Genomic DNA, 19,610 nt, shown 5'->3' with positions numbered 1-19,610 from the left:
GGGCGCGGCGGCGGATATCGGCCGTGACTGCGAGAATCGCGGCATGGACCGCCTCGACAGGGAAATCCTCGGCATCCTGCAGCGGGATGCGCGGATCTCGTACCGGGACCTCGGCGTCCGCGTCGGGCTCAGTGCCAACGCCGCCGCCGACCGGGTCCGGCGGATGCGGCGCGAGGGGGTCATCCGGGGGTTCACCGTCGTCGTCGATCCGGCCGCCGACACCCGCGGCGGGCTCGTCGTCTTCATCGACCTGACCCTGCGCCAGGACACCACCAACGAGGAGTTCGAGCAGAAGGCGGCCGCCCTGCCGGGGATCACCGAGGTGGTCCACGTGACCGGGGAGTACGACTACCTCGTACGGGCCCGGGCCGCCGACCCGGCCGCACTCGACACCCTGCTGCGCCGCCTCAAGCGGGAGGCGGGCGTGGCCCAGTCCAGCACCCGGATCGCACTGCGGGCCGCCGGCCGCCCGCCCGGCGGCGGTCTCCCTTAGAGTGCCGCGTCCCAGGTCAGCGTCGTCCCGCGGGCACCCGTGCGCGTGCGGCCGTCGTCCGTGACGGTCAGGCGGACCCGGTCCGGGGCGGCGTCCACCTCCACCTCGATGGAGGTGACCTCGGCGCGGCGGTGGGCCGCGGCCAGGGCGCCGCGCAGGGCCGCGAGCAGGTCCTTGGCCACCGGGTCGGGTATCAGGGCGTCGACCGCCCCCGCGAAGTGCACCGACGGGGCGAAGCCGAGCAGGACCGCGGCGCCGCGGGTCTCGCGCAGCACCCGGCCGCGGAAGGTCGCCGGTGCGTCGGTCGGCGGCTGCTGGAGGGCGAAGATGGCGGTGCGGACCTCCTGGATGGTGGAGTCCAGCTCGTCCACGGCGCGGGCGATCTCCTCGCCGACGGTGTCCGCGGACGCGGCGGCCGCCGACCGCTTCTTGGTGCTCTCCAGCATCATCTCCGTCGCGAACAGCCGCTGGACCACCAGGTCGTGCAGGTCCCGGGCGATCCGGTCGCGGTCCTCGTAGACGGCGAGCTGCTCCCGGTCGTGCTGCGCATCGGCCAGGACCAGGGCCAGCGCGGCCTGGGAGGCGAACTGCGAGGCCAGCAGCCGGTCCACGGCGTCGTACGGCCGGCCGCCGCGCGCCCGCGGCAGGGCGAGGGTGCCGATCAGCTGCCCGCCGCTCTGCAGCGGCAGCATCATGCTCGGGCCGAAGCGCTCGCGCACGTGCGTCGTCATCCGCGGGTCGGTCGCGGAGTCCTCGATGAACACCGGTTCGCCCCCCAGCAGTTGTTCCAGGACCGCCGAACCGGGCGCGATGGTGGTGCCGACGAGGTCGCCGGGGTCGCCGTGCGTGGAGGCGGACACGATCTCCATGCCGCCTTCGCGGGTCGGCTGGAGGATCACCCCGGCGGCCGCGTCGGCGAGCAGCCGGGCCCGCTCGGCCACGCACATCAGCGCGTCGGCGGCCGGCCGTCCGGCCAGCAGGGCGGTGGTGACGGCGGCCGCGCCCTCGATCCAGCGCTCCCGGCGGCGGGCGGTCTCGTGCAGGCGGGCGTTGCCGATGGCTATGCCCGCCTGCGAGGCGAGGACCCGCACCAGGGCGAGGTCCTCGGGCAGGAACGGGCCGCCGTCCTGCTTCCCGGTGAGGCAGAGGTAGCCGAAGACCTCCGTGTGGACCCGGATCGGGACGCCGAGGAAGCTGCGCACGGGCGGGTGGCCGGTCGGGAAGCCGGCCGAGCGCGGGTCCTTCGTCAGGTCGTCCAGCATCAGCGGGCGCGGGTCGCCGACAAGGGTGCCGAGCAGCCCGGTCCGGCCCTCGGGCAGGCGGAGGATCGCGGCGCGCTCCGCCTCGCCCATCCCGGCCGTGTACAGCCCGGTCAGCGCGATGCGCTCGGGGTCGACGACCCCGAGCGCCGCGTACCGGGCGCCGCACAGTTCGGCGGCCGAGTCCGCGAGGTGCTGGAGCGTGGTGCGCAGCTCCGGCTCCGAGCCGACGCCGAGGACCGCCTCCAACAGGACGGGGAGGCCGGCCCCCTGGTCGGGGGTCATTTGGACAGCGGGTTGAGGACCATCGGGGCGATCTTCCCTTCGAGCATCTTGCCGAGCCCGAGCACGGCGCACACGTCCGGCCTCTCCGCGATGGCGACGGGCATGCCGGTGGCGTCGCGCAGCATCTGGTCCAGGCCGGGCAGCAGGGCGCTGCCTCCCACCATCATGATTCCCCGGTCCGTCAGGTCGGCCACCAGGTCGGGCGGGCAGTCCCGCAGCACCTTGCCGATGCCGTCGAGGACGGCGGTCAGCGGGGTGTGGATGGCGTCGCGGACGGCGGCGGTGTCGACGTGGACGGAGCGGGCGAGCCCGGTGGACACGTCGCGGCCGTGGATGAGGGTGGAGGCGGGGCCCCCGGCGGTGATGCCGTTGCCGGACAGGGCCAGCTGGAGCGGCCGGACGGCCTGGCTGGGCAGCATCAGCTCGTGGGCGTGGCGCAGGTGCTGGACGACGGCGTGGTCGATGGCCTCGCCGCCGACGGGGATCCGCTCGGCGGTGACGATCGAGCCGAGGGAGAGGACGGCGACCTGGGTGGCCGCGGCCCCGCAGACCATGATCATCGTCGCGGTCGGCTGCTCCACGGGCAGGCCGCAGCCGACGGCCGCCGCGATCAGGGTGTCGACGAGTTCGACGTGCCGGGCTCCGAGCCCGACCAGGGTCTCCACGGCGGCGCGCTGGGCGAGCGGGTCGGCGTCGTACGGGGTGCAGGCGGCGGCCCGCAGCCGGGGCTTGCGGCGCAGGGCGCGCCGCAGCTTCTCGCCGAGCAGGTGGCGCAGCATCCGCTGGGCCATGTCGATGTCGACGACGGTGCCGCCGGAGACGGGGCGGACCACGCGGATGTAGTCGGGCGTGCGGCCGGTCATCCGCTCGGCGAAGGTGCCGACGGCGATGAGCGCGCCGGTGCGGGTGTTGACGGCGGCGACGCTGGGTTCGTCCACGACGAGGCCGGCGCCCTTGACGTAGACGCGGGTCCTGGCGGCCCCGAGGTCGACGGCGACGTGGCAACGGCGCAACTGCTCAAGACTGACGGTCACGGCAGATCCTCCCGAGAGCGCTGACGCAAGAAGACCGGCGGCTGCCGGTTTGCACTCCATATCTTCTCGGGCGAATGGGGCATAGCGCCCGTTGAACTGCTCCGGCCGGGGTGCGCCGCAGGGGGCGAGGGGTGCTGCACGGGGGTGGATTTCTGTACCGACAGGCACGACGATGCGCGCATCGCCCGCGCTACTCGCCCGTAACAAGGTAAGGGGACACCGATGCTGACGCCCCGCCGGAGAACGGCCGCGCTCCTGACGGCGTGCCTGACCCTCTGCCTGGTGCTCCTGGGCCTGCGGGCACCCGCCCCGGCGCAGGCCGCGGTCCCGGCGCGGGCCGCGGTCCCGGCGCGGGCCGCCGTCCCCGGGCAGGCCGCCGTTCCGGCGCAGGCCTTTGGACCGGCACCGGCCTTCGGGCCGGCGGCGTCCGCGCACCGGCCCGTCGTCCTCGTCCACGGCTACAACGCCGACCCGGGCGTCTGGGGTTCCCTGCGCGCGGAGCTGCGCGCCGCCGGTTACGCGGACTCGGAGCTCTTCTCCTGGGGTTACGACACCCACCGGTCGGTCAACGAGGTCCTGGCCGGGCAGCTCGGCGCGTACGTCGACCAGGTCCGCCGGCAGACCGGCGCCGCCGAGGTCGACATCGTCGCGCACTCCTTCGGATCGCTCGTCAGCCGCTGGTACGTGAAGTACGGAGGCGGCAGCGCGAGCGTGGCCCACTGGGCCTCGCTGGCCGGCCCCAACCACGGCACCTCCACCGCCTGGGCGTGCGCCCTGTGGGACCAGGCCTGCCGGGACATGACCCCCGGCTCGTACGTGGTGAAGAACCTGAACTCGGGGGACGAGACCCCGGGCGCGGTGAAGTACGCGGCGTTCTGGTCGAACTGCGACGAGGTCGTCAACCCCGACAGCAGCGTCGCACTGGCCGGGGCCGCCAACACCCCGGTCGGCTGCCTGAAGCACAACGACCTGCTGGGCGACGGCGTCACCGCGGCGGGGGTGCGGGCCTTCCTCGCGAGCTAGGTCGGGTCGCGGGCGCGGCCGCGATTTCAGGGGGCGGCGGGCGCGAGTTCGGCGCCGTCCACCGTCACGCGCTGGAGCAGGCCGTACGTGAACTCCGCCACGCAGGGCCGCCCCTGCGCGGTGAACGCCAGCCGCCACCGAGTCGGCGCGGTGCCCTCCATCGGCCGCACCGGGGCGAAGGCCCGCGCCACCTCGTCCACCGTCGCCGACCAGGGCCGCAGGTCCTCGGGTGCGCCCAGTACGGGCGCCGGCGCGCCCGGTGCGCGGACCAGCCACTCGTTCCACACCGCCCCGTCGGGCGCGGCCAGCACTTCAAAGCGCAGGTCCGGCCAGAGCGGCAGCGCCCACAGCAGCGCCTCGCACTGCAGGTCGCCGACGGTCCGCGCGGCCGTGGACTCCGGCGGCCCCAGCACCGAGCGGTAGCGGGCCAGGGCCCCGCGCGAGCGGGGTGAGCGGACCATCGCCTGCCAGCGCTTGTTGGCCTCCCGCTGGTCGGCGAGCGAGGCGCCGAGCCGCCGCCGGGCCTCCTCGGCCAGCTCCGGCCGGAAATCCGCCATGCGGCGCAGAAGCACCAGTTGGAACGCGGTGCGGCCGAAGGGTCCGGAGGGCGGCGTGGTGGTCATGGACTCAACGATTCCACACAGGACCTTTACGAACTCGCGATACGGATGTTGCCTCGAACGGCGTAGCGTCAGGGCGCCATGGACTACTGCCACGCCTGCCGGAGGCACCTCAACGGCGCTCTGGCGTGCGCCGGGTGCGGAACCCCGGCCGAGTACCTGCCCCCCGTCGCGCCGCCGAGCCCCGTCGCGACCGCCGCCCCGTACGAGGGGGCTGCGCCGTACGGGGCCGCCGGATCGTACGCGGACAGCGGTGCGTACGGGGACGGCGGTGCCTACGGGGCCGCCGCCGGGTCGCGCGGGGCCCACGCCCCGTACGAGTCCCACGCCCCTTACGAGTCCCACGCGCCGTACGAGTCCCCCGCGCCCCAGGGGGCCGCCGGCGAGCCGGAGCCGGAGCCGGAGTCGGCCGATCCGTTCACGGACTCCCTCGTCGAGCTGGCCGGGCCGTACGAGCGCCGCGTCGGAGCCCGCCGCCGGGCCGAGACCCGTCGGCGCCGGCGGATGCTGCTCAGCGTCGGGCTGGGGCTCGCGCTCGCGGTCGGCGGCTCGGTGGCGCTGGCCCGCATGCTGGCCGAGGGGGAGCGCTCCGACCGCGCCGCCAAGGTGATGCTGACCGACGGGAACGGTCCCGAGGAGCCGGCTCCGCTGCCGAGCAGAACCGGCGGGCCGGCCGCTCCGGCCTCGCTGAAGCCGGTCAAGGCCTCCGGCGGGGCGAAGGCCTCCGGCGGGGCTGCGCAGCCGGGGCAGCCCGGGGACTCCGCCTCGGGCACGGCGCAGCCGGGTCCCGGGGTGTCGGCCTCCGCCTCCGGGGACTCCGGAGCGCAGCCGGTCACCGGGAAGGGGCCGTCCGTAAAGCCGGGGCAGTCGGGGCAGCCTTCGCCGAGCGCCTCGGGCACGGCGCAGCCGCAGCCGGTGCCGCCGCCGAAGCCGAGTCCGACGCCGACGAAGACGGCGCAGTCCTGCGTGCTGTGGATCTTCTGCTGACCGGGCCGGTCAGCCCAGCATCCGCTTGAGCAGGTCCCGCAGCACCGCCCGCTCGTCCGCGGACAGGCCGGCCAGCGGCTCGCGCGCGAAGTCCAGCGACTCGCGCAGCCGGTCGGCGGTCTGCAGGCCCTCCTCGGTCGGGGCGGCCAGCTTCACGCGGCGGTCGGCCGGGTCGGGCCGGCGCTCGACCAGGCCGCGCGTCTCCAGGCGGTCCACGATGCCGGTGATGTTGGACGGCTCGCACTTCAGCTTCTGCGCGATGCGGCGCATCGCCATCGGCTCCAGGGACAGCAGGTTCAGCACGCGGGCCTGGGCGCCGGTCAGCTGGTGACTGGCGGCCGCGTGCTCGTACTCCTCGTGGTAGCGGGCCACGACGGTACCGATGAGCTCGACGACCTCGACGGTCAGGGGATCCACGCGGCGACTGGGGTGACTGGGCATGGCTCCAGCCTACCCATTTGCTTGACAACATGAAATATCCAGGCGCATGGTTGTTTCACCTTCTGAAGCATTTTTCCGACCGGGAGTGCACCATGTCCGAGATCCCTGCCGTCAGCCGCGAGTGGCACCTCATCCGCCGTCCCCAGGGCTGGCCCGTCGCCGAGGACTTCGCCCTGCGCGAGGTCGAGGTGGCCGCCCCGGCCCCCGGCCGGATCCTGGTCCGCAACCTCCACATGTCCGTGGACCCGTACATGCGCGGCCGCATGAACGACGTGAAGTCCTACATCCCGCCGTTCCAGCTGGACAAGCCCATGGACGGCGGCGCGGTCGGCGAGGTCGTCGCCTCCGCCGCCGAGGGCTTCGAGGTCGGCGACCACGTCCTGCACGGCCTGGGCTGGCGCGAGTACGCCGACCTCGACGCGCAGCACGCCACCAAGGTCGACGCCTCGCTCGCCCCGCTCTCCGCTTACCTGGGCGTCCTCGGCATGCCGGGTCTGACCGCCTACGCCGGCCTCTTCGAGGTGGCCTCCTTCAAGGAGGGCGACTCGGTCTTCGTCTCCGGCGCGGCCGGCGCGGTCGGCAGCCTGGTCGGCCAGTTCGCGAAGATCAAGGGCGCCGCCCGTGTGATCGGCTCCGCCGGCTCCGACGAGAAGGTGACGCTCCTCACAGAGAAGTATGGCTTCGACGCCGCCTTCAACTACAAGAACGGCCCCGTCGGCGAGCAGCTGCAGGCGGCCGCCCCCGAGGGCATCGACGTCTACTTCGACAACGTCGGCGGCGACCACCTCGAAGCCGCCATCAACTCCCTCAAGCTGCACGGCCGGGCCACCCTGTGCGGGGCGATCGCCCAGTACAACGACACCGAGCCGGCGCCCGGCCCGCGCAACCTCGTCGCGGTCATCGGCAAGCGCCTGCGCCTGCAGGGCATCCTCGTCAGCGACCACGCCGGTCTGCAGCAGCAGTTCGTCCAGGACGTGGCCGGCTGGCTGCGCTCCGGGGAGCTCGTGGCCGACGAGACGGTCGTCGAGGGCGTCGAGAACGCGGCGGACGCGTTCCTCGGAATGCTGCGCGGCGACAACACCGGAAAGATGATCGTTTCTTTCACCGGTTAGGCTCACTGCACAACCGTCGCGATCGTGGGCGCGAGTCGCGGCGATGACCAGGAGGATCCCCTTACATGTCCATCCAGCAGTCCGACGTCCTCTACACCGCCGTCGCCACCGCCGAGAACGGCCGTGACGGCCGCGTCGCGACGAACGACGGCCAGCTCGACGTCGTGGTCAACCCGCCGAAGGAGCTGGGCGGCAACGGCGCCGGCACCAACCCGGAGCAGCTCTTCGCCGCCGGCTACAGCGCCTGCTTCCAGGGCGCCCTCGGCGTCGTCGCCCGCAACGAGAACGCCGACATCTCCGGCTCCACCGTCACCGCCGAGGTCGGCATCGGCAAGAACGACGACGGTTTCGGCCTGATCGTCAAGATCTCCGCCGTGATCCCGAACGTCGACGAGGCCAAGGCCAAGGAGCTCATCGAGAAGGCCCACGAGGTCTGCCCGTACTCCAAGGCCACCCGCGGCAACATCACGGTCGAGCTCGCCGTCTGATCCGGCTCGCGCCCGGCTGAGGCCGCCCCCCGAAGCGGGGGGCGGCCTTCGCCGTAAGCTGGACCCCATGCGTGATCTTGCGGGGGGATTCGGCTACCTGTGGGCCGGACAGAGATGGGTGTTCCGTAACGGCCGGTGGCTGGGCTTCGGCCTGCTGCCCGGCCTGGTGTCGCTGGTGCTGTACGCCGGCGCCCTCGTCGGCCTGGGCTACGGCGCCGACGACCTCACGGCCTGGGCGACGCCGTTCGCCGACGGCTGGGGCTCGCCCTGGCTCGGGCTGTTCCGGGGCTTCCTGACCGCCCTCGTCTTCGCCCTCGGCCTGTTCCTCGCGGTGATCACCTTCACCGCCGTTACCCTGCTCATCGGCCAGCCGTTCTACGAGTCCCTCTCCGAGCAGGTCGACCGCAGCGTCGGCGGCGAAGCCCCCGAGTCCGGGCTGCCGCTGATGACGGAGCTGTGGATCTCCGCCCGGGACAGCGTGAAGGTGCTCCTCCGGGTGCTGCTGTACGGGATCCTGCTCTTCGCGCTCGGCTTCATCCCCGTGATCGGGCAGACCGTGGTCCCGGCGATCGGGTTCTGCGTGTCCGGGTTCTTCCTCACCGAGGAGCTCACCGCCGTCGCGCTCCAGCGGCGCGAGGTGGAGTTCAAGGACCGGCTGGCGCTGCTGCGCGGGCGGCGGGCGATGGCCCTGGGCTTCGGCGTGCCGCTGGTGCTGGTGTTCCTGCTGCCGCTGGTGGCGGTGTTCCTGATGCCGGGCGCGGTGGCCGGGGCCACGCTGATGGTGCGGGACCTGCGGGGCGAGGACGAGGGCGCGGACGAGGACACCGAGGCCGGTCGCGACGGGGACCGGGGGGCCGCCGAGGGCGGCGCCGGCGGGCCGGCGTCCCCGGCGCAGCACTCGCCGTACGGGCAGCAGGCGCCGTTCGCGGACCGGCCGGGGCCGTACGCGCCGCAGCAGCAGGGCGGGGCCCCCGGGCCGTACCAGGCGGCGTACCCGCCGCAGCAGCAGGGCCCGTACGCGCCGCAGCAGCCGAACCCGTACGGGCAGCAGCCGTACGCGCAGCCGCAGCAGCAGCCGTACGCGCAGCCGCAGCCGGGCCCGTACGCCCAGCCGCAGCAGAGCCCGTACCCGCCGCAGTATCCGGCCGCCGGCGGTCAGCAGGCCCCGTATCCGCCGCAGTACCCCGCCGGAGGCCACGGCGCACCGCCGTCGGCGCCGCAGCCGTGAGAGGCGGGGCCGGCGGCTTAGCCCGCCCGCTTCAGCAGGGTGATCGCGCCCGCCGTGTCCTCCCCGGCGTGCGCGGCCTCGTCGGCGGCCAGCCGGCGCCGCATCAGCTCGAAGTACGGGGCGATGAGCTCCGCGCTGACGCCCTGCTCCTCGGCGGTGCGCAGCAGCGTCCCGCTGCCCGCGACCTGCATGGCGAGGTTCGACACCACCCCGGTGGTGAAGTCCCGCGAGGTCAGCCGCTCGGCTGCGTTGCCCACGAAGAAGCCCATCGCGCCCACCCATTCGGACAGCAGCGGCGCGAGGTCCTTCGGGGCGATGCCCTCCTCGCCCTCGACCAGCGCGAAGGCGTGGCTGATGCCGGCGAACAGGCCGTACATCGCGCTCAGCAGCGCCACGTCGTGCAGGGCGGCGTGACCGGGGTCCTCGCCGACGAAGCGGGCGGCGGCCGGGACCTCCAGGACGGCCCGGTGGGTGTCGAACAGGGCCCGGGAGCCGCTGTAGAAGACGTAGCCGCCGGTCTCGGGTGCGCCGATCATCACCGGGGTGCCCATGATCCCGCCGTCCAGGAACCGGGCGCCGCGCGCCTCGGACCGGGCGGCGCGCCGGCGGGCCTCGGCCGGGGTTCCGGTGGTGAGGTTGACGAGGTCCTTGCCGCTCAGGTCGACGCCGTCGAGGGCGGAGCCGACGCTGGCGTCGTCCAGCAGGCACACCACGACGAGGCGGTTCGCGGCCACCGCCTCGGCCGGGCTCGCGGCGACGGTGACGGCGCCGGCGGCGCCCGGCTCCGCGGCGAGGGAATTCGCCTTGGCGGCGGTGCGGTTCCAGAGGGTGAGGGAGTGGCCTGCGGCGAGCCAGGTGCGGGCGAGGGCCGAGCCCATGTCGCCGAGGCCGAGAAGGGTGAGGGAGCGCTGTGCCACGGTGGTGTCGGTGTCGTTCATGCCCTTCAGCCTGGTCACGGGCTGACGGGCACTCAAGTACGCACTTCGGAGTGGGTGGTTACCCCGAGGTGAGCGAGCAGGTCGGGAGGGGTGTGCGATGTCGGTGACGCGGAGGCCGGGTGCGGACCACTGTGGTGTGGCTGCGGCCATGTCCTTGATCGACGGCAAGTGGAAGGTGTCGCTCCTGTGGGAGCTGGACCGGCGGCCGTGCCGCTTCGGTGAACTGCGCAGACTGGTCCCCGGCGTCTCCGAGAAGGTGCTCGCGGCCCAGCTGCGCGAGATGGAGACCGACGGCCTCGTCCACCGCGAGGCCTACGACGAGGTCCCGCCGCGCGTGGAGTACTCCCTGACCCCGCTGGGCCACGACCTCAACACCGCCCTGGAGCCGCTGGCGGAGTTCGGCAGACTCCTGCTGCCGCACACCGCCGCGTCGGCCTAGTCGCGGGTCGTGCCGGTCGGCCGGTCGTCCCGGTCGGCCGACCGGCCGGTCGGGGCCTTCAGCCGCGCGGTTCGACCCACAGGGCCTCGCCGAGCGCGCACAGTTCGCCGTCGGCGGTGGCCAGGGCCGTGCCCGCGCGGTACTTGCGCCCCTCGCTGCCGAGCAGCCAGGCGTACGAGACCAGGCCCGCGCCGACCGGGACGGGGCGCAGCAGCCGCGCGGTCAGCGAGGCCGTGACCGCACCGGCCTTGCGGCCGTCGAGGAGGCGGCCCGCCGCGTTCCCCGGGCAGTCCAGCGCGCCCCACACCAGCTCGGGCGGCAGCAGCCCATCCGCGCCCGCCAGGGCGGGTCCCGGCGTCCAGGCCGCGGCGACCAGCGCGGTGCCCGGGACCAGGCCGCAGTGCAGGCGCAGCCCGGTGTCGGGGGTGCGGTCCAGGCCGCAGCCGAAGCAGTCGACGCCGCCGTCCGGCGGAGCCGCCCGGAAGGCGTCGGCCGCCGCGGACGCCTGCTCCCACGAGGGGGCGGGCGGGGCCTGGGCCTCCGGCTCGGCGGGGACCGCCGTCGCCAGCAGGGCCGTACCGTCCGTCAGCTCCGTCCCGCCGCCGGCGGTCGCGGCGAGCCGGACCGGGGTGTCGGTGGGCACGGGCCGGCGGAAGTCCACCCGTACCGTCGGCGCAGCCGCCCGTGCGGCCAGCGTCCCGGCCACGTACCCGCCGAAGGCCACTCCGGGGTATCCGCACAGGCGGGCCGGCACCGTGATCGTCTCGAAGTCGGTCATGCCGCCACCTCATCACACACACCTGCCGGGCGGCAGCCGGGCCGGACACGGACCGGACCCGGACCCGCACCCGGACGCGAACCGGACCCGGACGCGGACCCGGACCGCAGAGCGGCAACCTTTGCCGGGGCCCGTTCGTCCTCCATCCTGGAACGACGTGCGCCGAAGGCGCGCGGCGCGCGCGGCGGGTGCCGCGCGCAGGGGCGACGGAGGTGCGGGATGGGCGATCAGCCGTGGGGGCAGCAGTACCCGGTCCCTCCCCGGCCGCAGCCCCAACCCCAGCCGTACGGGTACGGGCAGCCCTGGCAGCAGCCCCTGCCCGCGCCGCACGCGGCGATGCGCGCCTCGCACACCGACCGCGACCGCACGGTCGACGTCCTCAAGGCCGCGTACGCCGAGGGCCGGCTCTCCCGCGAGGAGTACGGCCAGCGCTTCGACGCGGCCTCCCGGGCCCAGACGTACGGCCAGCTCGCGCAGCTGATCGCCGACCTGCCCGCCGGGCCGGTGCCGGGCCCCTTCGGCGCCGCGCTGCCGGCGGCGCCGGTGCCGCCCGCCTTCGGGCCGCAGCCGATGCCGATGCCGATGCCGGGGACGGTGCCGGTGCCCGGGCGCCGGGTCAACGGGATGGCCATCGCGTCCCTCGTCATGGGTGTGCTGAGCCTGCCGACCTTCGGGGTGGCGGCCCCCGGCGCCGTGATCACCGGCCACATCGCCAAGGCGCAGATGCGGGCGAGCGGCGAGGAGGGCGAGGGGCCGGCCACGATCGGCCTGGCCCTCGGCTGGCTGGCCATGGGCGGTTGGGTGCTGCTCTTCCTGCTCGCCGGTTTGGGCGTCCTCGACTGATCCGCAGGTCGGGCGGGTCCGGCCGGACCACGTCGGGCCCGCCCGGACCGCCGTCCCGAGGCCGACGACTGTTCGAGACGGCCGGATAGTATGCGCGGCAGCACAGCCGGAACTGTCCCGCACCGCCCTTCATCCTGCCGCTCCCTGCCAGGGGCACCGGTGCGGCGGGCCCAGAGGGGCAGTCGTCTGCTGCGCTGCGACCACCGGGGGCCGAACACCGACCAGCAAGCAGTAGGGACACGTCAGTGACAGTCAGTACCGAGGGACAGGCGGACGTGCGTCCGGGTCCCCCGAGCAGACCGGCCGCCCACGACCCCGCGCCGCCCGCGGAGGCCGCGACGTCCGTGGAGGCCGCAGCGCCCTCGGCGCCGCGCACCTGGCGCTCCCGCGGCGGCCTGCTGCTGCTGGAAGCCGCCGTGGCCTTCGCCGCGGCCCTGGTCCTCCCCCTGCTGGCCCGCCGCCTCAAGCTCAACCCGCTCGACCGGATCGCCCAGGTCAGCGGCCTGGCCGCGGTCCAGCTGCGGTTCGCGCTGCTCGCGCTGGTGCTCGTCGCCGCCGTGGTGCTGGCGATGCGGCTGCGCCGGGGCCGCCACTTCGACCTCGCCACCCGCATCGCCTCCGCCGGCATCGCCGGCCTGGCCAGCGGCTTCGTCGCCGCGGGAGCGGTGATCGCGCTGCTGGGCACGCCGTGGCCGATGTTCGGCCTCAACGGCGACACCGGCCGCCTCGTCGAATGGGCCCACGCCGTCGCGAACGGCCGTCCCTCGGGCTCGGCGGTCTACCCGCCGCTGCCGCTCTACACCCTCGGCTACTACGCCGAGTGGTTCCACGGCGGCAACACCGCGTACGCGTTCAAGGACCTCCAGATCCTCGGCGCCGCCGCCTTCGGGCCGCTGGTGTACCTGGCCTGGCGCATGCTGCTGAGCCCGGTGCGGGCGCTGGCCTTCGGCGTCGTACCCGCCTTCGCGCTGATCGACTCGTACAAGCCGTACAGCCAGACCGTGCTCGCCCTGCTGGTGCCGGTGCTGGTCGCGATGGTGGTGGCGCTGCGCCGCAGCGGCACCGAGAGGTGGCGGCCGCTGCTGCTCAAGGGCGCCGGCTTCGGCGCGCTGCTCGGCGTGCTCTTCCTCACGTACTCCGGCTGGTTCTTGTGGAGCGCGGCCGGCGTTCTGTTCGCCGCCCTGCTGTACTTCCCGTGGCGGACCGGCCCCGCCAAGGGCGCGGCCTTCGTGGGCGCTGCCCTCGCGGCCTTCCTGGCGGTGGCCGGGCGCTACCTGGTGGTCATGCTGCGGGAGGGCCAGACCACCAAGGACTACAACTTCCGCTTCGACAACTTCACCGACCCCGCCTACTACCTGATGTGGCGCACCGACATGCCGGGCAAGGTGGGGGACTGGCCGCCGCCCGGCGAGTTCGGCGGGGTCGGGCTGTTCGCCCTGGTGACCTTCGTCTGCCTGGGCGCCGCGATCTGGCTGGGCCTGCGCAAGCCGCTGGTGGTCACCATCGCCGCCATGTTCGTCAGCGCGTGGGTGATGCGGATGTACATCGCCTCCCACATGTACGAGACGCAGACCGTCCAGCTGTACACCCGCACCAACAACCAGCTGCTCTATTGCGGGCTGATCCTGTGCGCGCTCGTGGCGCACCTGGTCTCGCTGCGGCTGGCCGAGCGGCGCTCCGGCGCTGCGGCGCTCGCCCCGACGGATGCCCCGACGGATGTCCCGGTGGCCGTCGCTGCCGTGCGCGGCGGCGGGTTCCCGGGGCGCGAGGGCGCGGTGATCGGCGCGCTCTGTGCGCTGATGCTGCTGCTCGGCACGGTTTCGTCCTCGATGTCCGACCGGCTGATGCCGGCGCAGGACGGCACGTACCGGATCCTGCCGTGGGTGTCGCACACCGTGCGCCAGCAGAACGGCACGTGCCCGAAGTTCGCGCCGAAGGGCGTGTGCTCCAAGGACGGCGACCAGAGCTGGCTGGCGTACATCCGATGACCCGGGAACCGATGACCTCCGCACTGACGCGGCTGGCCGACTGGTCGGCCCGGACCCCCAGGCGGCTCTGGGCCCTGTCCTTCGCGCTCTTCTTCGCCCTCGCGGCCTCCTGGTCCGCGGCCACCCCGCTCGGCGGCTCACCCGACGAGCACGCGCACTTCATCCGCGCGGCCGCGGTGGCCCGGGGCCAGCTCGGCGGCACCGAGGTGATGGTGCCGCACAACGTGGCGGGCATCGAGGGCAAGTTCGCCGAGACCGGAGTAAAGCTCCCGCAGTGGTACACCGAGCTGCCCCACCAGCACGACTGCTACTCGTGGAAGCAGGTCCGGCCCGCGTCCTGCGCGCCGGCGATCGGGCACTCGGAGAAGACCGTCCAGGCCACCACCGCCGCCGGCCGCTACCACCCGGCCTTCTACCTGGCGACGGGCTGGCCGAGCCTGCTGGTCAAGGGCCCCCAGGGGCTCTACCTGATGCGCCTGATGGCAGCCGTGATCTGCTCCGCCCTGCTGGCGAGCGCGGTGGTCACGGCCGCCGAGTGGCGGCGCCGCTCCGTGGCGGTACTCGGCGTGCTCACCGCCGCCACGCCGATGGCCCTGTACATGGGGGGCGTGGTCAACCCCTCCGGCGGTGAGATCGCCGCCGGCATCCTCGTGTGGACCGCGCTGCTGTCCCTCCTCGTCTCGCCCGATCCGCGGCTGCTGAACCGCCGGCTGGCCCGCGTGGGCATCGGCGGCCTCGTGCTGATCAACATCCGGCCGCTCGGCCTGATCTGGTTCGCCGGCGCGGTCGTCTTCGCCCTGCTCCTCCAGCAGCGGGGCGCGCTGCGCCGGGTCCTGCGGCGCAAGGCGCTGTGGGTCTGGACGGCGCTGCTGGGCCTGGCCACGGCCGGGGCGCTGCTGTGGGCGGGGGCCCACCCGGACAACTCTGTGATCAACACGCCGAAGACGCTGACCGCCGGCGAGGCCGCCCGGCAGACCTTCGGCAACACCGAGACCTACGTCCAGCAGATGATCGGGTACTTCGGCTGGCTCGACACCCCCGCCCCGGCCTTCACCTACCTGATCTGGCTGGGCGCGATCGCGGTGCTGGTCGCGCTGGGCCTGGCGTACGGGCGCGGGCGCGAGGCGCTGGCCCTGGTCGGCATGCTGGTGGCGATCGTGGTGGTCCCGGTGGTAGCCCAGTCCTCGCAGGCCGAGAAGCTCGGCATGGTCTGGCAGGGGCGCTACCTGCTGCCCTTCGCCGTGGGACTGCCGCTGATGGCGGCGCTGATCGGCGCGAGCCGGTCGCAGGGGCGGGGTTTCCCCTGGCGCCGGCTCACCGGCTTCACGGTGGCCGGGCTGGCGCTCGCCAACGCGGCGGCGTTCTTCTGGGTGCTGCGGCGCTTCGCCGTCGGCACCGCCGGGCCCTGGGTGCCGTTCTCGGCGCACTGGGCACCGCCCGGCGGCTGGATCCTGTGGACCGGCGTGTACACGGCCGCCGCGTTCATGCTCGTCCTGATCGCGCTGATGCGGGACCGGGAGCAGCCCGCCGCCGCGGACGGCGCGGACGCGCCCGACGAGGCCCCCACCGCCGCGACCGGCACCGCCGGGCGGCCGAGGGCCGCGGCGATCGGCTGAGCCGCGGGGGCGGGGCGTATGCGCCCCGCCCCGCCCGCCCGGCCGCGCGGGGTCAAACGGGGATGTCCGCCGTCACGACCGACGGCGTACGGTCGTCCGCCTCGGCGAGCACGCTCCCGCCGGGCTCCCACACCGCGGAGCGGCCGCAGCCGGTCCACGGGCCTGCCGGGCCGACGTGGTTGGCGAGGACCACGTACAGGCCGTGCCCGGCGAGGGCCGGGTGCACCGTGGCCCGCTCGTGGATCCCGTCGCCCGTCCCGTACAGGGAGGAGGCCAGGTGGACGCGGCAGCCGTCGGCCGCCGCGCGCCCGGCGAGCTCCGGGAAGTGGTTGTCGAAGCAGACGCCCAGCGAGAAGCGGATGCCGCCGAGCTCGAACCGGCCGTCCGCCCGGCCCGCCGTGAAGGCGCCCTGCTCGTGCCGGTACAGGTGCTGCTTGGCGTACGTCGTCACGTGCGCGCCGTCCGCCCCGTAGACCAGCGTCGCGATGGCGGGCTGCGGCCCGGGGGTGTGCAGGGCGACGTTGACGGCGACGGCGATCCCGGCGGACCGCAGCGGGTCGAGGCGGGGGTCGTCCGGGTCCGCGATCCACAGGCCGGGGTCGGCGGCCAGGGCCTCCAGCTCGTAGCCGGTGAGCGTGAACTCGGGGAACACGACGAGCTCGGCGCCCTGGCTTCGGGCCTCGTCGGCGAGGGCTGCGGCCTGCGCGGTGTTGGCGGTCACGTCCGCCGGGATGCAGGTCAGCTGGGCTGCGGCGATCTTCACGGGCTCCAGGATGCCAGCCGGCCACGGACCGCCGGCCAGGGGGTCGACGGCCGCCCCGGGCCGCGCAATGCTGTAACGGCCCGCGCACGCACCGGAGTTGACGAAAGGCCGGCCGATGCCCGACTGGATCCACCCGGTCCTGACAGCCGCCTTCCTCCTGGTGTCCTACGGCGTGGTCCGCAGGAGCGGCGTCGGGCTGCGGGTCGCCGTGTTCACCATGGCCGTGCTGAACGCGGGACTGCTCTGGCTGCTGGCGGACACCGGACCGTCCTGGGGCGCGCCGGCGGTCGCCGCCGTGTCCCTGGTGGCCGCGGTCCACCACCTCCTGGCCGCAACACGCACCCTGCTGGGGCGGATCCGGGTGGTCGACACCGCGGAGCTCCGCGGCCTCGCCGGGCAGGTGGCGGCTTCCCCCGGACCCCAGGTCATGGGCGTGTGCGTCCTGTTCAGCGGGGTGCTGGCCCTGACGGCCTTCGGCTCCGACGACCGTCCGGAGGGCCGCCAGTTCCGGCTGCCGCCCGGCCCGGACTGCCCGTTCTGCCTCGTCGAGGACCAGATCCGGGACTTCCTCGGCCCCGCGGACCCGCTGCTGGGCGAATACCGCGCCCACCTGAAGGCGGGCAGCAGCCGCCACCTCCTCGTCAGGCGCCGCTCGGAGCGGGAGCCGTGGACGGGCCGCCTGCGCAGCCGCACCGTCTACCGCGTCCCCGCTCCCGCCCGCCGCCCGCCCTGCCCCGTCCACGACCCCCTCCTCGGCCGCTCCTAGTACCGCGGGCGGTCCTGCCCTGCGGCCTCCGGCCGACCGCGGGCGGTCAGCTCGCGGCGCGGGCCGGCGGCCGGCCGGGCCGCTGGCGCGAGACGGCCACGCCCGCCAGGCAGATCGCCCCGCCCAGCAGGGTCAGCCACCCCGGCACCTCGCCCAGGACGATCCAGGCGATCAGCACCACCGTCGCCGGCACCGCGTACGTGGTCGCGCCCATCTTCCCGGCGGTGGTCCGCGACAGCGCGTACGTCCAGGTGCTGAACGCCAGGGCGGTCGGGAACAGCCCCAGGTACACCATGTTCAGCGTGGCCGACAGCGGAGCCTGCGGCAGCTGCTCCAGGAGCTGCCCGGCGAAGGGCAGCGTGACGAGGGTGCCGGTGAAGCAGCCGTACGTGGTCACCTGGATCGGGCTCGCATACGACAGCGCCGGCTTCTGCGCCACCACCCCGGCCCCGTACGTGAGCGCGGCGAGCAGGCACAGCAGCACACCCAGCACGGACGAGGAGCCGCCCTTGGAGGTGGACAGCCCCACCACGGCCGCCCCCGCGAACGACACCCCCATCCCCGCCAGCAGCATCGGAGGGAAGCCCTCCTTGAGCAGCCACCCGCTGAGCAGCGCGATGACGATCGGGCCGATGTTCACCACCATGGCCGCCGTGCCGGCGTCCACCTGCTGCTCGCCCCAGTTCAGGGCGACCATGTACAGCCCGAACCACAGCACCCCGGAGGCCAGGATCCCGGGCCAGGCCCCGCGCGGAGGGAACGGCACCCGCTTGACCAGGAGCACGAGCCCCAGGGCCAGCGAGGCCGTCAGCAGCCGCCCCAGGGCCAGCGCTCCCGGGTCGTAGTGGGCGGCCGCGGAGCGGATGGAGACGAAAGCGGAGGCCCACAACACCACGGTGAGGGATGCGGCAGCCAGGGCACGACGGTCGGTTCTGGGATCGCCAGCCTGTTGGTCCATCCCGGCAACCTAATCGCGCCGCCCGCTCCTGCCGAGCGGTTTATCGACCGGCCAGCAGGGAGCGGATCTCGGCCGCATACGCCCGGGGGTGCGCGGTGTTGCCGTTGTGACCGCCGGGGAAGGTCCGTATCCCCGTGCCCAGCAGCTGCGCCAGTTCGGTCGCGCACCGGTGGTCGAAGACCTCGGGCGGCGTCGTGGCCCCGACCGCCGGCAGGATCCGGGTCCTCGTCCCGGCCAGGGAGGCCGGGTCGAGGGTGTCCTCGATGATCGCGGCGAAGTCGTGCTCGATGAAGTAGTCGAAGTTCGCCCGGCGCCGGTCGTCCAGCGGCTGCGGGGTCAGGCCCGGCTCCGCGTCCCGCCGGGAGAGGTCGATGCCCAGCACCCGCGCCATCTCGGGGAAGGCCGCCGCCAGGCCTCCCGAACGGTAGGTGTCCTGCAGCCCGGAGAGCTCCTCCGTGTGCCGCTCCCGCAGCTCCGCCGGGAGCAGCCGGGGCGCCACCGGCTCGTGGGCGATCAGGGTGGAGACCTGCCCGGGGTGCCGGACCGCCAGGTGCAGCCCGATCACGGCGCCGAGGCTGCACCCGAGCATCAGCGCGGGCTCGTCGGTGACGGCGGCGAGCAGCCGGTGGGCGTCCTCGGCGTGCTCGGTGAGCGGGGTGGTCCGCCCCGGCTCGGCGAGTCGGCTGCGGGACAGGCCGCGCCGGTCGTAGGTGAGCACCGTGAACGCGTCCTCGAGATGGGATACCAGGTCCACCGTCCGGTCCGCGTCGCCCTCACCGCTCTGCGCGATGAGCAGCAGCGGCCCCGACCCCTGGAGCCGGTAGTGGAGCGAAGCGCCCGGCACCTCGAGCGTTCCAGTCGTGCTGGTGGCGGTCGTTGTGGTGACGGCGGCGCTGGCAACGGTGCTGGCAACGGTGGTGGTTCGGGACATGGCGATACCCCCTGTACTGCCGCGGCGGCGGACCCTTCGTCCGCTGCTCTGCGACCAGCCTAACCCATCGAAACAGATGCATCAAGAGTGATGTATCTCCAGCGATGCATCCGCCGTGATGTACCTTCTTCGCGTGGACGGAATCGAACTCTTCCTGCTGGGCCGCGCCCTGATGAAGCTCGGCGAGGAGGCCCTGCCCGAACCTCCCGGCGGAGCCGCCCAGTACGAGGGCAGCACCCGCTCCGTCGTGATCGTGGCCGGGGACATCGCCGCACACCCCGACACCACGGTCGGCGAGACCGCGCAGCGCACCGGCCTGCCGCAGAGCCAGGTCTCCACCGCCGTCGCCCGCCTGCGCGAGGCCGGCTCGGTCCGCACGGCCCCCGACCCGGCCGACCGCCGCCGCACCCTCGTCCGCCAGGCTCCCGAGGTCTCCGACCGCGTGGCCGCCATCCGGGCCGCAGGCTCCTCCAAGGTCGAGGAGGCCCTCGCCAAGGCCCTGGGCGCCACCGAGTCCGCCCGGCTTCCGGAGGTCACCGAGGCCCTGGAGCTCCTCGCCCGCCACCTGGTCCGCGACGTGGCCGGAAACCACCCCTGAAACCGGGCCCGGAGCCGCCCTG

At 74.2% G+C, this 19,610-nt stretch carries 20 protein-coding genes and 1 pseudogene; 12 read left to right on the top strand and 9 right to left on the bottom strand.

Features of this window, described 5'->3' with window-relative positions; genetic code table 11:
- Positions 1-43: 43 nt before the first annotated feature.
- Positions 44-493, top strand: a complete 450-nt coding sequence (locus ABZ924_RS06730; RefSeq protein WP_361905117.1) for an Lrp/AsnC family transcriptional regulator — start codon at positions 44-46, stop codon at positions 491-493.
- Here ABZ924_RS06730 and ABZ924_RS06725 read toward each other — a convergent pair.
- Together ABZ924_RS06725 and ABZ924_RS06720 are read right to left on the bottom strand one after the other, a co-directional pair.
- The gene (locus tag ABZ924_RS06725) at positions 490-2,037 is read right to left on the bottom strand and encodes a GAF domain-containing protein (protein ID WP_361905114.1); all 1,548 of its coding nucleotides are present in this window, start codon (positions 2,035-2,037) and stop codon (positions 490-492) included. The two genes, ABZ924_RS06730 and ABZ924_RS06725, sit on opposite strands and share 4 nt — an antisense overlap.
- Positions 2,034-3,071 (bottom strand): rod shape-determining protein, encoded by a 1,038-nt coding sequence (locus ABZ924_RS06720; RefSeq protein WP_361905111.1) that lies wholly within the window; start codon positions 3,069-3,071, stop codon positions 2,034-2,036. Before ABZ924_RS06720 ends, ABZ924_RS06725 begins: the two co-directional genes overlap by 4 nt.
- Before the next feature lie 222 nt (positions 3,072-3,293).
- Between ABZ924_RS06720 and ABZ924_RS06715 the strand changes: the two genes are divergently transcribed.
- Positions 3,294-4,094: a triacylglycerol lipase gene (locus tag ABZ924_RS06715; protein ID WP_361905108.1), complete on the top strand. Its 801-nt coding sequence runs from the start codon at positions 3,294-3,296 to the stop codon at positions 4,092-4,094.
- Positions 4,095-4,120: 26 nt separating this feature from the next.
- Here ABZ924_RS06715 and ABZ924_RS06710 read toward each other — a convergent pair whose 3' ends face one another.
- The gene (locus ABZ924_RS06710; protein WP_361905105.1) at positions 4,121-4,717 is read right to left on the bottom strand and encodes a hypothetical protein; all 597 of its coding nucleotides are present in this window, start codon (positions 4,715-4,717) and stop codon (positions 4,121-4,123) included.
- A 78-nt stretch (positions 4,718-4,795) separates the two neighbouring features.
- Between ABZ924_RS06710 and ABZ924_RS06705 the strand changes: the two genes are divergently transcribed.
- Positions 4,796-5,701, top strand: a complete 906-nt coding sequence (locus tag ABZ924_RS06705) for a hypothetical protein (RefSeq protein ID WP_361905103.1) — start codon at positions 4,796-4,798, stop codon at positions 5,699-5,701.
- 9 nt (positions 5,702-5,710) lie between these two features.
- On the opposite strand, the gene ABZ924_RS06700 is transcribed toward ABZ924_RS06705, so the two are convergent.
- Positions 5,711-6,142: a MarR family transcriptional regulator gene (locus ABZ924_RS06700; RefSeq protein WP_361905100.1), complete on the bottom strand. Its 432-nt coding sequence runs from the start codon at positions 6,140-6,142 to the stop codon at positions 5,711-5,713.
- A 92-nt stretch (positions 6,143-6,234) separates the two neighbouring features.
- Here ABZ924_RS06700 and ABZ924_RS06695 point away from each other — a divergent pair, with 92 nt between their 5' ends.
- The 3 genes and pseudogenes from ABZ924_RS06695 to ABZ924_RS06685 all read left to right on the top strand — a co-directional run.
- Positions 6,235-7,254, top strand: a complete 1,020-nt coding sequence (locus ABZ924_RS06695; protein ID WP_361905097.1) for an NADP-dependent oxidoreductase — start codon at positions 6,235-6,237, stop codon at positions 7,252-7,254.
- Positions 7,255-7,319: 65 nt separating this feature from the next.
- The gene (locus tag ABZ924_RS06690) at positions 7,320-7,742 is read left to right on the top strand and encodes an organic hydroperoxide resistance protein (RefSeq protein WP_361905094.1); all 423 of its coding nucleotides are present in this window, start codon (positions 7,320-7,322) and stop codon (positions 7,740-7,742) included.
- Positions 7,743-7,809: 67 nt separating this feature from the next.
- Positions 7,810-8,535, top strand: a pseudogene (locus ABZ924_RS06685) (EI24 domain-containing protein); the annotation flags it as partial.
- 452 nt (positions 8,536-8,987) lie between these two features.
- On the opposite strand, the gene ABZ924_RS06680 reads toward ABZ924_RS06685, so the two are convergent.
- Positions 8,988-9,908 (bottom strand): NAD(P)-binding domain-containing protein, encoded by a 921-nt coding sequence (locus tag ABZ924_RS06680; protein WP_361905091.1) that lies wholly within the window; start codon positions 9,906-9,908, stop codon positions 8,988-8,990.
- A 148-nt stretch (positions 9,909-10,056) separates the two neighbouring features.
- On the opposite strand from ABZ924_RS06680, the gene ABZ924_RS06675 reads away from it, so the two are divergent.
- Positions 10,057-10,347, top strand: coding sequence for a helix-turn-helix domain-containing protein (locus ABZ924_RS06675; protein ID WP_361905089.1), 291 nt, complete (start codon positions 10,057-10,059; stop codon positions 10,345-10,347).
- A 58-nt stretch (positions 10,348-10,405) separates the two neighbouring features.
- Here the strand turns inward: ABZ924_RS06675 and ABZ924_RS06670 are convergent, their stop codons facing one another.
- Positions 10,406-11,125, bottom strand: a complete 720-nt coding sequence (locus tag ABZ924_RS06670) for a hotdog fold domain-containing protein (protein ID WP_361905086.1) — start codon at positions 11,123-11,125, stop codon at positions 10,406-10,408.
- Between the two features lie 219 nt (positions 11,126-11,344).
- On the opposite strand from ABZ924_RS06670, the gene ABZ924_RS06665 reads away from it, so the two are divergent.
- The 3 genes from ABZ924_RS06665 (at position 11,345) to ABZ924_RS06655 (ending at position 15,572) form a co-directional block, all read left to right on the top strand.
- Entirely contained in the window at positions 11,345-11,968 is a 624-nt protein-coding gene (locus ABZ924_RS06665; protein ID WP_361905083.1) for a DUF1707 and DUF4190 domain-containing protein, read from the top strand.
- Between the two features lie 245 nt (positions 11,969-12,213).
- Entirely contained in the window at positions 12,214-13,956 is a 1,743-nt protein-coding gene (locus tag ABZ924_RS06660; protein WP_361905080.1) for a hypothetical protein, read from the top strand.
- A complete protein-coding gene (locus ABZ924_RS06655; RefSeq protein WP_361905077.1) occupies positions 13,953-15,572 on the top strand; it encodes a DUF2142 domain-containing protein in 1,620 nt (539 codons plus the stop codon). Before ABZ924_RS06660 ends, ABZ924_RS06655 begins: the two co-directional genes overlap by 4 nt.
- Before the next feature lie 52 nt (positions 15,573-15,624).
- Here ABZ924_RS06655 and ABZ924_RS06650 read toward each other — a convergent pair whose 3' ends face one another.
- Positions 15,625-16,335 carry a carbon-nitrogen hydrolase family protein gene (locus ABZ924_RS06650; protein ID WP_361905074.1) on the bottom strand — a complete coding sequence of 237 codons (711 nt, stop codon included), beginning with the start codon at positions 16,333-16,335 and terminating at the stop codon, positions 15,625-15,627.
- A gap of 115 nt (positions 16,336-16,450) precedes the next feature.
- Between ABZ924_RS06650 and ABZ924_RS06645 the strand changes: the two genes are divergently transcribed.
- The gene (locus ABZ924_RS06645; RefSeq protein ID WP_361905071.1) at positions 16,451-17,101 is read left to right on the top strand and encodes a hypothetical protein; all 651 of its coding nucleotides are present in this window, start codon (positions 16,451-16,453) and stop codon (positions 17,099-17,101) included.
- Between the two features lie 46 nt (positions 17,102-17,147).
- Here ABZ924_RS06645 and ABZ924_RS06640 read toward each other — a convergent pair whose 3' ends face one another.
- Positions 17,148-18,059: a DMT family transporter gene (locus ABZ924_RS06640; protein ID WP_361905068.1), complete on the bottom strand. Its 912-nt coding sequence runs from the start codon at positions 18,057-18,059 to the stop codon at positions 17,148-17,150.
- Between the two features lie 40 nt (positions 18,060-18,099).
- Complete coding sequence (locus tag ABZ924_RS06635; protein WP_361905066.1) at positions 18,100-18,990, bottom strand: alpha/beta hydrolase; 891 nt, start codon at positions 18,988-18,990, stop codon at positions 18,100-18,102.
- A gap of 172 nt (positions 18,991-19,162) precedes the next feature.
- On the opposite strand from ABZ924_RS06635, the gene ABZ924_RS06630 reads away from it, so the two are divergent.
- A complete protein-coding gene (locus ABZ924_RS06630) occupies positions 19,163-19,588 on the top strand; it encodes a MarR family transcriptional regulator (protein WP_361905390.1) in 426 nt (141 codons plus the stop codon).
- The last annotated feature ends 22 nt before the right edge of the window (positions 19,589-19,610 follow it).

It is taken from the genome of Streptomyces sp. NPDC046876 (assembly GCF_040645035.1).
In the GTDB taxonomy this organism is placed as follows: domain Bacteria; phylum Actinomycetota; class Actinomycetes; order Streptomycetales; family Streptomycetaceae; genus Streptomyces.
The sequence above is the reverse complement of the archived record's forward strand: the minus strand, read 5'-3'. Positions and strand labels throughout refer to the sequence as shown.

Excerpts from the sequence above, each read along its gene's own strand:
- ABZ924_RS06730 (WP_361905117.1), top strand. The coding sequence starts at position 44 with ATGGACCGCCTCGACAGGGAAATCCTCGGCATCCTGCAGCGGGATGCG.
- ABZ924_RS06725 (WP_361905114.1), bottom strand. The coding sequence starts at position 2,037 with ATGACCCCCGACCAGGGGGCCGGCCTCCCCGTCCTGTTGGAGGCGGTC.
- ABZ924_RS06715 (WP_361905108.1), top strand. The coding sequence starts at position 3,294 with ATGCTGACGCCCCGCCGGAGAACGGCCGCGCTCCTGACGGCGTGCCTG.
- ABZ924_RS06710 (WP_361905105.1), bottom strand. The coding sequence starts at position 4,717 with ATGACCACCACGCCGCCCTCCGGACCCTTCGGCCGCACCGCGTTCCAA.
- ABZ924_RS06705 (WP_361905103.1), top strand. The coding sequence starts at position 4,796 with ATGGACTACTGCCACGCCTGCCGGAGGCACCTCAACGGCGCTCTGGCG.
- ABZ924_RS06700 (WP_361905100.1), bottom strand. The coding sequence starts at position 6,142 with ATGCCCAGTCACCCCAGTCGCCGCGTGGATCCCCTGACCGTCGAGGTC.
- ABZ924_RS06695 (WP_361905097.1), top strand. The coding sequence starts at position 6,235 with ATGTCCGAGATCCCTGCCGTCAGCCGCGAGTGGCACCTCATCCGCCGT.
- ABZ924_RS06690 (WP_361905094.1), top strand. The coding sequence starts at position 7,320 with ATGTCCATCCAGCAGTCCGACGTCCTCTACACCGCCGTCGCCACCGCC.
- ABZ924_RS06680 (WP_361905091.1), bottom strand. The coding sequence starts at position 9,908 with ATGAACGACACCGACACCACCGTGGCACAGCGCTCCCTCACCCTTCTC.
- ABZ924_RS06675 (WP_361905089.1), top strand. The coding sequence starts at position 10,057 with ATGTCCTTGATCGACGGCAAGTGGAAGGTGTCGCTCCTGTGGGAGCTG.
- ABZ924_RS06670 (WP_361905086.1), bottom strand. The coding sequence starts at position 11,125 with ATGACCGACTTCGAGACGATCACGGTGCCGGCCCGCCTGTGCGGATAC.
- ABZ924_RS06665 (WP_361905083.1), top strand. The coding sequence starts at position 11,345 with ATGGGCGATCAGCCGTGGGGGCAGCAGTACCCGGTCCCTCCCCGGCCG.
- ABZ924_RS06655 (WP_361905077.1), top strand. The coding sequence starts at position 13,953 with ATGACCCGGGAACCGATGACCTCCGCACTGACGCGGCTGGCCGACTGG.
- ABZ924_RS06645 (WP_361905071.1), top strand. The coding sequence starts at position 16,451 with ATGCCCGACTGGATCCACCCGGTCCTGACAGCCGCCTTCCTCCTGGTG.
- ABZ924_RS06640 (WP_361905068.1), bottom strand. The coding sequence starts at position 18,059 with ATGGACCAACAGGCTGGCGATCCCAGAACCGACCGTCGTGCCCTGGCT.
- ABZ924_RS06635 (WP_361905066.1), bottom strand. The coding sequence starts at position 18,990 with ATGTCCCGAACCACCACCGTTGCCAGCACCGTTGCCAGCGCCGCCGTC.
- ABZ924_RS06630 (WP_361905390.1), top strand. The coding sequence starts at position 19,163 with ATGAAGCTCGGCGAGGAGGCCCTGCCCGAACCTCCCGGCGGAGCCGCC.